Origin of the sequence: Dietzia maris (assembly GCF_014144855.1) — a bacterium.
GTDB classification, from domain to species: domain Bacteria; phylum Actinomycetota; class Actinomycetes; order Mycobacteriales; family Mycobacteriaceae; genus Dietzia; species Dietzia kunjamensis.
On sequence record NZ_JAALDN010000165.1, the window covers coordinates 1 to 13,635 of the forward strand.

Annotated in this window: 12 protein-coding genes and 1 tRNA gene; 7 read left to right on the top strand and 6 right to left on the bottom strand. The window is 69.0% G+C overall.

The features are described 5' to 3' along the window. Positions 1-1,476 (top strand): SbcC/MukB-like Walker B domain-containing protein (locus G6024_RS06065; RefSeq protein ID WP_268817107.1); only part of this gene is annotated, 1,476 nt, incomplete at its 5' end. A 52-nt stretch (positions 1,477-1,528) separates the two neighbouring features. Beyond that, positions 1,529-2,014 carry a hypothetical protein gene (locus G6024_RS06070; protein WP_159148283.1) on the top strand — a complete coding sequence of 162 codons (486 nt, stop codon included), beginning with the start codon at positions 1,529-1,531 and terminating at the stop codon, positions 2,012-2,014. A gap of 154 nt (positions 2,015-2,168) precedes the next feature. On the opposite strand, the gene G6024_RS06075 is transcribed toward G6024_RS06070, so the two are convergent. The 3 genes from G6024_RS06075 to G6024_RS16605 all read right to left on the bottom strand — a co-directional run bounded on the left by G6024_RS06075 (position 2,169) and on the right by G6024_RS16605 (position 6,275). Further along, entirely contained in the window at positions 2,169-5,165 is a 2,997-nt protein-coding gene (locus G6024_RS06075) for an AMP-binding protein (protein ID WP_159148284.1), read from the bottom strand. A gap of 131 nt (positions 5,166-5,296) precedes the next feature. Then, positions 5,297-5,698: a DUF6114 domain-containing protein gene (locus G6024_RS06080; RefSeq protein ID WP_159148285.1), complete on the bottom strand. Its 402-nt coding sequence runs from the start codon at positions 5,696-5,698 to the stop codon at positions 5,297-5,299. Positions 5,699-5,708: 10 nt separating this feature from the next. After that, positions 5,709-6,275, bottom strand: a complete 567-nt coding sequence (locus tag G6024_RS16605) for a DUF6230 family protein (RefSeq protein WP_159148286.1) — start codon at positions 6,273-6,275, stop codon at positions 5,709-5,711. Between the two features lie 254 nt (positions 6,276-6,529). Here G6024_RS16605 and G6024_RS06090 point away from each other — a divergent pair, with 254 nt between their 5' ends. Next, positions 6,530-8,656, top strand: a complete 2,127-nt coding sequence (locus tag G6024_RS06090; RefSeq protein ID WP_159148287.1) for an FAD-dependent oxidoreductase — start codon at positions 6,530-6,532, stop codon at positions 8,654-8,656. 266 nt (positions 8,657-8,922) lie between these two features. Here the strand turns inward: G6024_RS06090 and G6024_RS06095 are convergent, their stop codons facing one another. After that, the gene (locus tag G6024_RS06095; protein WP_159148289.1) at positions 8,923-9,381 is read right to left on the bottom strand and encodes a prevent-host-death protein; all 459 of its coding nucleotides are present in this window, start codon (positions 9,379-9,381) and stop codon (positions 8,923-8,925) included. Positions 9,382-9,617: 236 nt separating this feature from the next. Here G6024_RS06095 and G6024_RS06100 point away from each other — a divergent pair. Both G6024_RS06100 and G6024_RS06105 read left to right on the top strand, forming a co-directional pair. Beyond that, positions 9,618-9,694, top strand: a tRNA-Met gene (locus tag G6024_RS06100). Positions 9,695-9,975: 281 nt separating this feature from the next. Further along, positions 9,976-10,305, top strand: coding sequence for a nucleotidyltransferase family protein (locus G6024_RS06105; protein ID WP_159148290.1), 330 nt, complete (start codon positions 9,976-9,978; stop codon positions 10,303-10,305). A 21-nt stretch (positions 10,306-10,326) separates the two neighbouring features. Here the strand turns inward: G6024_RS06105 and helR are convergent, their stop codons facing one another. Further along, entirely contained in the window at positions 10,327-12,573 is a 2,247-nt protein-coding gene (gene helR / locus G6024_RS06110) for an RNA polymerase recycling motor ATPase HelR (RefSeq protein WP_159148291.1), read from the bottom strand. 237 nt (positions 12,574-12,810) lie between these two features. On the opposite strand from helR, the gene relB reads away from it, so the two are divergent. Together relB and G6024_RS06120 are read left to right on the top strand one after the other, a co-directional pair. Then, on the top strand, positions 12,811-13,032 hold the full coding sequence (gene relB, locus G6024_RS06115; protein WP_119192871.1) for a type II toxin-antitoxin system RelB family antitoxin: 222 nt from the start codon (positions 12,811-12,813) through the stop codon (positions 13,030-13,032). A gap of 1 nt (position 13,033) precedes the next feature. Next, entirely contained in the window at positions 13,034-13,306 is a 273-nt protein-coding gene (locus tag G6024_RS06120) for a type II toxin-antitoxin system RelE family toxin (RefSeq protein ID WP_119192872.1), read from the top strand. 23 nt (positions 13,307-13,329) lie between these two features. On the opposite strand, the gene G6024_RS06125 is transcribed toward G6024_RS06120, so the two are convergent. After that, on the bottom strand, positions 13,330-13,635 hold a 306-nt coding region (locus tag G6024_RS06125), incomplete at its 5' end, for a hypothetical protein (RefSeq protein WP_200841556.1).

A 13,635-nucleotide genomic window follows, 5' to 3' on the forward strand; every position in this document is an offset into this window, starting at 1 on the left:
GCCCGCCGCGCCCAGCTGGAGGGCGAGGTCGCCGAGCGGGCCACCCGGCTCGACGCCGCCGTGCGCGACCAGGCCACGCTGGGGGAGGCGCGCACCGCGCTGATCCGCCTGGCGGAGTACACAACGTGGCGGGACCTGGACTGGGCCGAGGCCAAGGGGCGCGCCGAGTCCGCCGAGGCGGAGCGACGCCGGCTGGTGGAGGGCAGCAGCGAGATGGCCGAGATCGATCGGCGGCTGGCCGACCTCGACAGCCGTAGGGCCGCGCTGGCGGAGGACGAGCGCGAGCTGGCCGACCATCGGAGTCGGTGGCAGAGCAGCATCGACCACGAGACCCGGCAGATGGCGCGGGACCAGCGCGCCCTGGCCGAGCTCGACGACGAGCTGCTCTACGCCGCCCGGGAGGTGTACCCGCAGCTGCGTGAGCGCCTGGGCTACACCGAGGACAAGGGCGCCGAGTACGCCCAGACCGCGGACGAGGCCCACACCGCCGAGCAGGCGCTGGCCGACGCCGTGGACGCCGACGTGGAGCGGGCCCAGCGGGAGCTCAACGCCCTGACCACCCGCATCCAGCAGGCCATGGCCGAGATCTGCCGGCGGTGGCCGGACCAGACCAAAGAGATGGACGCCTCGATCGCCGCGCGGGACGAGTTCGTGCGGTTCCACGCCCGCCTGGCCGACGACGACCTCCCGCGGTTCGTGGGCGAGTTCGAGGAGCAGCTGCGCAAGAACACGATCCGGGAGCTGGCCGGCTTCCACAACTGGCTGCTGCGCCAGGCCGATGACATCGGTCAGAAGATCGAGAAGACCAACGAGGCGCTGGGGGCGATCGACTTCAACCCCGGCCGCTACGTGCGCCTGGACCGGGAGAACACGGTCAACCAGGAGGTCCGCCAGTTCCGCGCCGACCTGCGGGGGGTCACCGACCAGGCCTTCGGCGGGGAGGGGCAGTACTCCGAGGAGCGGTACGAGCAGGTCCGGGCCATCCTCGAGCGGCTGCGGGGGAGGGAGGGTCACAGCGACGGCGACCGGGCCTGGCGCACCCGGGTCACCGACGTGCGCAACTGGTACACCTTCTCCGCCTCCGAGCGGGACCGCGAGACCGATCAGGAATGGGAGCACTACCGGGATTCCGACGGCAAGTCCGGCGGCCAGAAGGAGAAGCTTGCCTACACCATCCTGGCCGCGTCGCTGGCGTACCAGTTCGGACTGGAATGGGGAGCCGACAAGGCCCGCGACTTCCGCTTCGCGGTGATCGACGAGGCCTTCGGCCGGGGCTCCGACTCCTCGACCCGCTACGCGCTGGAGCTGTTCGCCAAACTCGGAATCCAGCTGCTGATCGTGACCCCGCTGCAGAAGGTGCAGGTGATCGCGCCCTACGTGCGATCGATCGGCTACGTGGACAACGTGGACGGCCGCTGTTCGCGGCTGGTGCAGATGACGACCGAGGAGTATCACGAGTTGCGCGGGGGGCAGTAGCGGCCGATGAGATGCAAAGCTACCTGCCGCCGCCAGCGGTAGTTTGGCATTCGTGACCCCACATCAGAGCGACTCCGCGGTTCAGCGAGAGGCCGAGACCGCAATCGTCGCCGCCCTGGCGGCCAAGCTCGGTGTGGACCTGGTCGGCGGGGGAATTCTGTCGTTAAGTGGGGGCGTCCGGATTAGCCTCGACGCTCGGAGCGAGGACGGGAAGGTCGCGGTGGAGGCCTATGCTCGGCAGGGAACGCTCAAGGGCGGCCAGCTGAAGAAGATCGCCCAGGACGTGCTGAAGCTCGCGCTGCTCCGCCGCGAACCGGGCTACACCGACGTGCGGCCGATGATCGTGTTCGCGAGCGAGGAAGCCCGGTCCTCGATCACCGGTTGGGTCAAGCATGCTGCCGGTGTCTTCGGCGTGGAGTTGCATGTGGTCGATATCGACCCGGGCCTGCGCGAGGCCATAATCGCGACTCAACTCCGGCAGAAGATGGTCAACGTGGATATGTCGGCTGCGGCTGACGATCTCACAATTCAGGAGTGATCCAGGCAGAACTCCGTGCCTGTGGCTGCCACTCAATCTGCCGCTGCCGATTTTGTCGTCGTCGTCTTTCACCCCCGCGGCCGACGCGGCGCCCCCCCGACCGCGCCGGGTCGTCAACAGACGCCAGCCCGACCACGAGATCGTGACCGGCACGCTAACTCGGCGGAACCAGCCCTTCCCGCACCGCCTTGGTCAGCCGTACGTACCCGCCCGTGTCGGGATCGCGGATCCAGGTTCGCGGGCCGGCCTTCGGCAACCCCCGGGCTGCGAGCGTCCTGGGGTCCGGCCGGTACCAGTTGGTCACCCTGATGTCCTTGACGACGTGGACGATGTCCGGTTGTCCGGCGGGCGGGACCGAGGCCAGTGCGCCACCGATGTCGGCCGCGGTAATGGGATCTGAGCCCCATAGGTCCACCGCGGCGACGGCGACCGGGCCCATAGCGCCATCCACCTCGTACAGCACGGCGAGGTCCACCTCGGGCAGATCCCCGAGTGCGTCGGCGACCTGGATCGGGTAGACGGGACCGTGCTCGGTGTGGACGACCGAGCTCGCTGAGCCGAGCAGCCAGAAGTCGCCGTCCCTGTCACGCTCGAAGATGTCATTGGTCGACACCCACGTGTCGCCGGGGCGGAACACCCCACGGAGTTGGCGCACGGAAGCGTCCAATCCGAGCCTGGGCCGGGTGAGAAGTACGCCGGGTGCGTCGACCTCACTGGGTATGGCGAAGCCATCGGGGCCGGCGAGGATCGCGCCGGTGTCGGGATCGACCTCGACGAGACGCACGTCGGCGGTGCCGGGCAGTGGACGTCCGCGCGCGCCCGGCTTGGAGGTGGTGAGGTTGGCCAGGACCACATCGGACTCGGTACCGGCATAGAACTCAAGGACCCGCGTGCCCGGGTAGCGGTCCAGGACCCGCCGCCACAGCCCACGGGGCATTCCTGACCCCATGAAGAGTGAGAGTGTCGGGAGCGTCTCGCGCGGATGCACTGGTCCGCGCACCAATTCGCGCATCATCGCCCAGGTGTAGGACACCACCGTCACGCCGTAGCGGCGGATCTCCTCGTCGAAGGTCGCCGGATCGAAACCGCGGGACAGCGCGATCCGGGCTCCTCCCGCCACGGCGCCGCCGACGGTGGTGAGCAGCCCCGATGGGTGGTGGAGAGGGCTGAGGCAGTAGACGGTGGACTCGGTGGTGAGACGCGCGGCGCTGGCGGTGCCGAACGCGGACGCCGCCCACCGGTGGTTGGTGACGAGCTTGGTCTGCCACGTGCCCGTGGAGCGGGTGAAGAACACAAAGGCCAGGTCGCCCCCTCGGCCGGGATTCGGCCGGTACCAGCGGGGCAACTCCACCGCCTCGGGGTCAATACGCTCGAGGTCGACGACGTCCTCGCCGGGGTCCGCAGGCAGGTCGCGCTCACCGCCACCACCGCCGAGCACGAGCGCCCGCGCTCCGGCATCGGTGACCTTGGACGCGTGCTCGGGGTCGGCGACCACGTCGGTCACGGAACTCAGCTGGAGAAGTTCGGGCAGTGACTGGGACGGGGGCAGCAGCACGGCCACGGCACCGAGACGCGACAGCGCGGCGATCGCGACCAGCGCCGAGGGCCGCGTCTCCATGACCACGCCGACGTGGTCGCCCTGGCGCACGCCGACCGTGATGAGGCCCTTGACCACGTTCGTGATCCGGGTGTCGACGGCCGAGTACGTGTGGACGCGGTCGGAGAACAGGAAGCACGCGTCGTTCGGCTGGTTCCGGGCGCGTTCGGCGATGATCTTGGCGAAGGAGATCCGGGTCGCGGGCTGGATCTGCCCCAGCCGGATGAGACGCGGTGCCGCGCGCACCGCCTCGTATCCGACAGCTCGCGTCGTCCGCAGGGCGCCCAAGGCGAGCTGCCCCGCACCGCGCATCACGCCGACCCCGAGTCCAGCGGCCTGGAACGCCCCGTCCGCCGCGAGCATGATCGCTTTGGTGGGGGAGGAGTCGATGACGGCGTCGGGGTCGACCTCGGTGATCCCGTCCGGTCGAGCCCCTCGGTCTTCGATCCAGTCGATCCAGTGAACGACGGTGGGCCACGTCAGCGAGGCGGCGGTCGAGCCCACGACGAGGCCGAAGTGCCCGGCGCGGACCGAAAAATCGTAGACATCGGCCGAGGGAGCGACGGACGCGATTTTGCGGACGCCGGCCGGGACGCCGATCTCGTCGACCTCGCCGAAGACGGCGAGGACGGGACAGGTGATGTCGGCGAGCGAGACGACGTGGTCGCCGACGACGAAGCCGCCGACCATCATCCGGTTCTGGACGATCACCTGCTGCAACATGTCGACGAGCGCCGGGCCGGACCAGGCTACGAATCCCTCGCCCCCGATGAAGCGGCGCTGCCGTTCGTGGCCGAGAAGTGCCTCGCGGTTGTGGAGCTGGCGCAGGAAGTCCACCTGGGAGCGGGCGGTCTTGATCGGATCGAGCAGGCGGAATGCCGCCGAGGCCAACCACCCGGGCAGTGGGCGTTCGTTGAAGACGTAGTCGGCGACAAGGCGCGCGATGGTGACGACCACCTGCTCGGGAATGCCGAGCGGGGCATTGCCGCGCCAGTCAACGGGGGAACCGAACGTCACGATGCTCTCCAGGTCGCGTGAGCGCCGGTAGGCCGCGGCCTGGTAGCAGAACATGCCGCCCTGGCTGTACCCACCGAGATGCACCGAACGGCCGGTGGCCGCGGTGACGAGGTCGACGGCGTCGCTCACCGCCACCACGTGGTCGGTGAGAGTGCGCTCGAGACCGCCGGTCTCGAGGTCCGGGGCGCCGAAGTCGATCACCCACGGGTCCATGCCGGCCTCGTGCAGCGCGGCCACTGCGCTGGTCGAGGGGGACACGTCCCAGACCTCCGCGGAGATCATCATCGGCGGAACGAGCACGATCGGCGGCCGCGGCGGCTCCTCCTCCTCGATGTGGACCCTGCTGTGGCCAGCGTCCCCCGCCGTCGGCGGGTAGTAGCGGCGCAGCCGGAACATCGGGCGCCGTGCGACGATCTCGAACGGAGATTGCTCTTCGTCTGTCTGAAGGCCGCCGAAACGCACGACTTCGACCGCGTTCAGGACGAACGACGTCGCTGTCTTGAGCGCGGCCGAGACGATGTCATAGTTGGGCGGCATGGTGGTTCCGAGGGTAGAGGGTGCGGCACGAGCACCGAGACGATCCAGCGGATAGCCCCGCGACTCGCGGTTGCCCGAGGAGGCTGTGCTTGAGGTTGCCTGCGGCGTCGAGGATCAGGCCCGGCGACGGGTCACGGAGTCGTCGAAGGTGTAGTCGTGGACTCAGCTGTCGATCGCCGCTCGCCCGGCGACCACGCCAGAGCAGCCGCCGAACCCAGCACACCGAGTACGGTGCCGACCAGGAAGCCGCCGAGGTTCGCGCCCGGCAGCGCAACGAGCGAGAACGCGAAACCCAGGAGGCCTGTCAGGACACGGGTCGTCGGCTGAGCCCACGTCGAGACGCCGCACGCGATGAGGCCCAGACCGATGAACAGAGCCATCGGCGTGGAGGTGGCCGAGAAGCTGATCGCCAGACCATCCACCGAGCCGATGCCTATGACCACCGCCAGGACCGTGACGCCGGCCGCGGCCTGGAGCACGGCGGCGGCGACGGGGCGGCCTGAACCCGTGGGTCGTCGGCGTGGCGTGGTCACGACATACCCCTCAGCACCGGGCGTCACCGCGCTCTGCCCGGAGCTCGATGGTCGAGGAGGTGAGGCGGTCGGCATGAAGGCCGGCGAGCTCCACGTCGAGGTGACCCGTCGTCAAGCTGCCCGAGGACAGTCCGACCGCCGAGCTCCCGGACTGTTCGGTCGGTGCGGCGGCGCCGGCCCCGATGATCATGTCGCCGAGTGCCATGGGCCCGGACAGCAGCGCGGAATCGATGGTCAGCGTCTCCGCGTGAATGTCCGCGCCCTCCGGCAGGACGGCGGTCACGGTGACCTTCCCGAGGAACGGTACGTCGAGACTGCTCATCCGCGCGCACACGTAGTCCATGCGGACGTCCCGCAGGATCACAATGGCGACAGGCTCGTCCGAGGCGTCGAGGATCCCGTGTCCGGCCTGGATCGACGAATGCCCGGCGGTCAGACCGCGGACCTGGGCATGCGCCACCAGATCACCTGCGGATACGTTGAGGCCGGTCTGCGCCGTGACGACTGCACCTGCTCCGGCCGCCACCAGGCCGGCCACCGACAGGGCGGCGAACCTGCCGTACCTGATGTGCCCCACCCGGTCCTCGCTTCCGTGAGCGCGTGCGTGTGCGTGTGCGACGTCAGCCGTCGGCGGAGCCGACCAGCCCGAAGGCTGAACTGAGCGTACTCAGGTGCCACTCACATGTGGTCGAACCGCGCGCGAGTACTGCTCGGCCGGTGCGTGGCGAGACGCGTCCGCCCACCTCGTCGTCGTCCCTTGCCCCCCGGCGACCACCACCAACCGCCCAAAAACTGGAACCTGTTCTCGACACCCGTCAACTCGGGCGTATCATGATCGGCGTGACGACCCTCACCTCATTCCCTCGCCTCTTGTCGCCCGGCCGCATCGGCCCCATGGAGACGCCCAACCGCATCGTCCTGCCCGCGATGGACATGAACGTGTCCGAGGACGGCGAGATCGAGCAGCGGGAGATCGACCACTACGTGGCCCGCGCGGCGGGCGGCGCCGGGCTGATCATCACCGGCGCGTGCGCGATCGCGTTCCCGGTGGGCGCGGCGTCGTTGAAGGAGCCGGGCCTGTCGGATGACAAGTACATCCCGGGCCTCAAGGCGCTGGCCGACGCGGTGCACGCGGCCGGGTCCAAGCTGTGCGTGCAGTCCACGCACCACGGCAAGGTCGCGCGCGTGGACATCGCCAACGACCGCCCCCTCATCGCGCCGAGCACCCCGGACTACGACTACGACTACTCCGCCCTGGCCGACAGCACCGGCGAGGAGTTGGGTCGGATGGGCGCGGCCACCGGCGGCAAGAAGACGGTGTACAAGGAGATGGACCACGACGACATCGCGTGGCTCGTCGACACCTGGGCCGAGGCCGCCGACCGCATCGCCCGGGCTGGCGCCGACGCGATCGAGATTCACGTCGCGCACGGCTACATCCTGGGCGTGTTCCTCAACCGCCGCGACAACCTGCGCACCGATGAGTACGGCGGGTCGCTGGCCAACCGGGCGCGGCTGACGTGCGAGGTCATCGCCGCGGTCAAGGCGCGGGTGGGCGACACGCTCGCCGTGCTGGTGCGCGTGTCCGGCGAGGAGTACGGCCAGGAGGGCGGGCTGACCCTGCCCGAGGCGACCGAGGCCGCGGTGCTGTTCGAGCGCGCGGGCGCCGACGCCATCCACGTGACCGGCTGGGGCCGCAACCCCTTCGACAACTTCACCGACGGCCCCCTCCCGGACACGATCGGCGCGTACGTGGACAACGCCGCGGCCATCAAGAAGGCCGTGTCGATCCCCGTCATCGCCGTGGGCCGCATGTTGCCCGAGGTGGCGGAAGAGGCGATCGACGACGACAAGGTCGACTTCGCCGCCATGGGCCGGCAGTTGCTCGCCGATCCGAACCTGCCCAACAAGTTGGCCGCCGGCACGCCGGAGCGCGTGCGCCCGTGCATCAACTGCTACCTCTGCGTGGCGGAGAACTTCTTCGACGACACCCCGTTCTGCGCGGTCAACCCGGCGCTGGGCAACGAGACCCTGCTGCCGCTCACGCCCGCTCCGACGCGCGAGCACGTCGTGGTGGTGGGCGCCGGACCCGCCGGCCTCGAGTCGGCGCTGGTCCTCACCGAGCGCGGACACCGTGTCACCGTGCTGGACAAGGCCGACCGCCTGGGCGGCACGATGTGGTTCTCGAGCCTCACCACGCCTGACAACGAGCCGCTCATCCGCTTCTTCGAGGCCGAGGTCAAGCGACTGGGCGTCGACGTGCGGTTGAACACCGAAGCCACGGTGGAGTCGATCCGTGCCCTCGGCGCCGACCGGGTGATCGTGGCGACCGGCGCCAAGCGTCCGGCCCCGGCCATCCCCGGCGGCGACCTCCCGCACGTGCATACCGGCGACTCGCTGCGCGCGATCATGCTGGGTACCGCCACCGCCGACGAGGCCGGGGTCTTCCTGCGGACCGTCGGGCGGCTGGGCAGGCTCTCGACCATCACCAAGCGCCCCTCGTGGATCCGCCGGCTGACCAAGATCGCCCTGCCGATGGGCAAGGACGTCGTGGTGATCGGCGGGTCGTTGGTGGGCCTGGAGCTGGCCGAATTCCTGGCCGAGCGCGGGCGTCGTGTGACGCTGCTGCACGAGTCGCAGCAGCTGGGTCTGCCGCTGGCTATGCCGCGCCGCTGGACCGCGGTGCGACACGCCAAGGAGCATGGGGTGGACATCCGGCGGCGTGTCTCGGTCACCCGCATCACCGAGTCGACGGTGGCCTGGACCGACGCCAAGGGCAACGCCAAGTCCGCCCCGGCCGACATGGTGATCTACGCCGACGGCACCACCGCCGCCGCGCCCCTGGCCGACGAGCTCCGCGCCGCGGGCATCGACTGCGAGATCGTGGGCGACGCCGGCGAGGTCGGCTACATCCACGGCGCGATCCACTCGGCGTGGAAGGTCCCGGCGGTGGGCTGACGGTCTGCTTTGATATTGCGGACTCACGCTCGACCGGGAGAGCGCGGGTCACAGCGGTTACCGCTGGTTGCGGTGTTGGTCCAATGGTCTCACTTCGTCTCGTTCGGGTGGCTCGTGTGGATCTGTTCCAGGTAGACCGTGCGTTCATCGACGTAGAACCAGACGCGCGCTGTTCCCTTATCCGTCGGCTTGTGCTGCCAGCGATCGTGCGCGGTTCCGCTTCGCGGGACGATGGACAAGCTCGCCCTTCTTCGCGGCAGACACGGTCAGGGGCGCTCTACGGGCTCATGCACGTCGAGCCATTCGAGGTCGGCGTGGCCGAGCCCGGCAGCGACAGCCGTGGCAGTTTCCTTCCACGACGTCAGTTCAGCAATCGCCAGGTGCGGTTGTGTGGTGGAGAATGAGGCACGCGCGGCATCCATCAGATCCTGCGAGCAGGCCTCTTGGTCTGCGGCGGACAACGCGAGAATCCACGGGAAGGGTTTCGCCATCCGCTCCGCGAGCGACCCCTCGCCATCCAGTGCAACCGTGATGAGTTGCGCCGCGAAGTCCAAGAGTCGAGAGCGGGCATCGGCTTCGCGCTGCGTCATCAGCACCAACGCTTCGCCGTCGCGGCGGGTAACCGTGACCGGGTGCAACTCCGCTTCGGCGAAGACCTCGGCGGAGTGTTTGCTCAGGTCTGACGACCGGCGAACTCCCAGGGTGTGGTTCGGCGGGATGGGCATATGACAAGTGTATTCGGAAGTCGACAGTTTCTGGGGGCGGTCGGGAGGGCGACGATGCTGTCGTGGGAGGCGACTTTGTCGTCGTCGTCAAAAACATCATCCCACTACTCCACGATGCGCCCGCCCGGCCACCTGTACTGCCTGCGATGCCGCAGCGATGCCCGTCCACTCGTCTGCCAACCCTGAGCGAATTTGGAGCTTCGGACGGTCGCACGTACTGTCGGTGACGCAAACGACGCGGGGTGGAGCAGCTCGGTAGCTCGCTGGGCTCATAACCCAGAGGTCGCAGGTTCAAATCCTGTCCCCGCTACCACGTACCAGGCCCGGTTCCCGCAAGGGAGCCGGGCTTGAGTGCTTTTCGCGCCCAGGGCCCCGATCGACCAACGGCCGGAGGCGGTCAGCGCGGGGCAATGAGAGACGTCTGCGGCGCGCGTGCTCTCTCGGAAAGATGGAAACTGCCTCTGACCAGCGATGCCCTGAACGGTGCTTCCAGGGCGCCCCTGCTCAGCGACCTGGCGCTATACCGGCGACGGCGGCAAGGGCGGTAGAGCGCATGGGTCTTCCGTCAGCTAATGCAGCCGATATCCTGAGGCTATGACGAGCACCGCCCCGACTCCCGAATCGCTCGCCTTGCGTGAGCTCATCGAGGCGCGTCGAGACGAGTTCCGAGCCCTCCTTGCCAAGTACGCTGCGACGAATCCGATGCTGTTCGGATCAGTCGCCCGTGGTACTGCGAGTGACGGGAGCGACGTGGACATCGTGGTCGATATGGACCCAGCCGACGGCAACCTCCTCATGCGAGCCTCCGGCTTGTTGGAGGAGGTTCGTACGCTCTTCGGTCGCGAGGACATCGACATCTTCCCCGAGCAGTTGCTCAAGCGACCGATCGCGGACGTAGCGCTGAGGCAGGCGTCGGCGTTGTGACGCTGCGCGCCCGGCGAGAACCTACGAGCTGAGAACGACCAACCGCTGCGTCGCCCGCGTCATCGCCACATAGCGGTCAACTGCACCGGTAACGCCCGAGCCGAACGAACCCGGGTCGACAAGGACCACGAGGTCGAACTCGAGGCCCTTGGCCTGCGCGGGGGTCAGCGAGCGGACGCGGTCGGATTCGTTGAAGTCGGGGACGGTAGCGCCGGTCGCGCAGATGATGCCGACCGTGCCCTCGGAGTGGGTGGCGAGCCACCCGTCGATCACGTGCTGGAGCTCGTCGATGCGGTCGTACTGGACGGGGATCCCGCTGCGGCGCACAGACTCGGGCACGTTGGCGTCGGGCCGCACCGACCGGATCACCGGAGCGGCGGCCTCCATGACCTCGGCGGGGGTGCGGTAATTGATGCTCAAGTGCACGGAAGTGATGCGGGCGGGGGAGAGGCCGATGCGTTCCAGTCGCTCGGGCCAGGATTCGTCGAAGTCGCGGCGGGACTGCGCGCAATCGCCGACAATCGTGAGGCTGCCCGACGGGCAGCGGCGCAGAATCATCGCCCACTCTGAGTCGGTGAGTTCCTGCGCCTCGTCGACGATGATGTGACCGAACGGTCCTGCGAGGCGGGCCGCGCCAGCAGTCGGCTCGTCGTCGGTCGAAGGGTCGAGCAGTGCCTCCTGGAGATCGGCGTGGCGGAGCATGGGGGAGACGCCCTCGGGGTCGTCGTCGGCGGCGATGAGGTCGTCGATCACCCGTTGGCGCCTCGCGAGTTCTGCGGATCGATCGGCCCGGCGGCGCTGAGTCCTGCGCGCCCTGTCGGCGTCGCCCAGCCGGTGGTGGGCCGCGTCCAGAAGCGGCAGGTCCACGGTCGTCCACGCGCCGGCCGCGGGTCGCTGAAGGAGCCGGAGCTGCTCGGTGGTCAGCCACGGTGCGCACAGGCGCAGGTACGCCGGGACGGTCCACAGGTCTCCGACGAGGTCGGCGGCGTGGATCATCGGCCACGCCCGGTACAGGGCGCGGTGCAGGTCCGGGTGTGCTGCGAGCTCCGCGCGGAGAGCCTTCCTGGAAACTTCGCCGGCGCTGCTGTGGAGGGCCCGGTCGACGAGGATCTGAGCGATAGTCCCGCGGATCTGCGGGTGAGCCTCGTTGTGGGGAGTGCCGTCCTCGACCGAGCCGAATGCCTCGGCCCAATCGGCTGGCGTGAGGCGCAGGTCCACCCACTCGGTCTGCACCAGCATCGACTGCCCGGGTGGCTGCTCGTAGAAGCGCACCGCGGCCTCGATCGCCTCGACCATGCGGAGCTCTGACTTCAGTCGGGCGACCGCGGGATCGGGTTCGTCGGGCAGTCCGTCGGGCGGTGCCGCGATCGCCCCGCCAAGGGCGGCGAGGCCGAGATCGGCGACCGTCGCGGTCTGCACGCTGCGCTCACCGAGCGACGGGAGTACATCGGCCACGTAGTCCAGATACGGCCGGTGCGGCCCGACGAGGAGCAGGTTGCCGCGCCGCAGCCCGGCACGCGACTGTTCGTGGAGCAGGTAGGCCGCCCGGTGCAGGGCCACGACGGTCTTGCCGGTGCCGGGTCCGCCGTCCACGATGAGGGCTCCCCGGGAGTCCGCGCGGATGATGGCGTCCTGATCGGCCTGGATCGTGGTGAGCACATCGCGCATTCGGCCGGTCCGCGCCTCGGACAAGCTCGAGACGAACGCCGAGAGGTCGTCGGGGCTGACGTGAGCGGAGACCTCGTCGTCGTCGCCAAAAACCTCATCCCAGTAGTCCACGATGTGCCGGCCCGACCACCGGTACCGACGGCGATACGTCACGCCCCTCGGATCGGCGAGCGTCGCGGCGAAGAACGGCTCCGCGGCCGGGGTCCGCCAATCCATGAGGAGCGGAGTGCCGGCCGCATCGGTGAGGCCGATGCGGCCCACGTACACCGGCGCGGCCTCGGGTGCTGTGGGGCTCGGGTCGGCGGGGTCTGACATGGCCACGGCGTAGTGACCGATGCACACGTCCAGCCCGAAGCGGCGCAGCGTGGCGAGCTCGGCGACGAGGCGGCGGATGTCGGCGTCGCGCTCGATGGTCTGCGCGCCACGGCCTGCGGGGTCGCGGCGGCGCGCGTCCAGACGGGCAGACAGCAACGCGATCTTCTGGTCGAGGGCGCGGGAGATGGCGGCGAGGTGGCGCTCGTCGTCGTCGATGTGTGCCGGGTCAGCCTTGTGGGCGAGGTGGTCGGGGAGGGCGAAGATGCCGGGTGCCTCGCGGGACATGGCGACAGTGTGCGCCCCCACCGGGGTCTTGCCGCAAGGCCCCCTACCAGCTATACCTTGAGAAGGGGAGGGGTTTCCGGCAGGAATCTAGTTGCCTGGAGGCTGCCAGATCGACGCTGCGCCTCGCAGTGGCTCGCCCTCACGCTTGTCGTCAATCACGCTCTCGACATCGACCGGCCGGATGGTCACTCAGGGTGGTCACTGGGTCTATACTCGTATAGCGGCGGAAGGGGTGTCATGACGGCCAAACAGCTGAACACCAAGTTGGACGACGAGACCATCGCCCGTCTGGACCATCTGGCTCGAATCACCGGCAGGTCCAAGTCGTTCTACGCGAGCGAGTTCATCCGCAGCGGACTCGACGAGATGGAGGACTGGTACTTGGCCCGGCACCGTCTGGAGGAATTCAGGCAGTCAGACGATTCCGCGATCCCGTTGGACCAGGTGGACTGGTCCTGAGGTGGCGTATCTGGTCGAGGTCACGCCGCACGTCCAGAAGGTCATCACCAAACTCGGTCGACAGGATAGGACTGCGCAGCAGAGAATCCGGGCATTCCTCGAGGAGCGAATACACGGGTGCGAAGACCCCAGGTATCTCGGGAAGGCACTTCGCGGCGACCAGCACCTCTGGCGGTACCGCGTGGGCGACTACCGGATCATCTGCTCGATCGAGGATCAACGGGTGACCGTCCTCGTTGTCGATATTGCCCATCGGCGCGAGGTCTATCGATAGCGGCCCTTGGTGCTTCTGCCCTGTCACGCACCGGGCGCGCGGGCCTCGACGACCCAGGTTCCGGCACCCAGACGGACCTCGCCGTCGGTGACATGCTCACCCAGCGCGTTGGCGGCCGCGGCGACAGCGGAGTCGCGGGCGTCGGGATTCGCGGCCATCGCCATCGTGGCCTGGGGGTTCTGTTCCAGCGCCTGGCGAGCCAGCTCCTCGAGGCGGCCGGCGGGGCCGAGGGTGACCTCGTCGGGGCCGGGGTTCACCTCGACAGACTCGAAGCCGGCGGTCTCCAACACGCTGCGCACGCGGTCCGGATCGGCGAACGCGAACGGCCC

Bases quoted from the DNA above. Each gene is read 5' to 3' on its own strand.
- G6024_RS06075 (WP_159148284.1), bottom strand. From the start codon at position 5,165: ATGCCGCCCAACTATGACATCGTCTCGGCCGCGCTCAAGACAGCGACG.
- G6024_RS06090 (WP_159148287.1), top strand. From the start codon at position 6,530: ATGATCGGCGTGACGACCCTCACCTCATTCCCTCGCCTCTTGTCGCCC.
- G6024_RS06095 (WP_159148289.1), bottom strand. From the start codon at position 9,381: ATGCCCATCCCGCCGAACCACACCCTGGGAGTTCGCCGGTCGTCAGAC.
- G6024_RS06105 (WP_159148290.1), top strand. From the start codon at position 9,976: ATGACGAGCACCGCCCCGACTCCCGAATCGCTCGCCTTGCGTGAGCTC.
- helR (WP_159148291.1), bottom strand. From the start codon at position 12,573: ATGTCCCGCGAGGCACCCGGCATCTTCGCCCTCCCCGACCACCTCGCC.
- relB (WP_119192871.1), top strand. From the start codon at position 12,811: ATGACGGCCAAACAGCTGAACACCAAGTTGGACGACGAGACCATCGCC.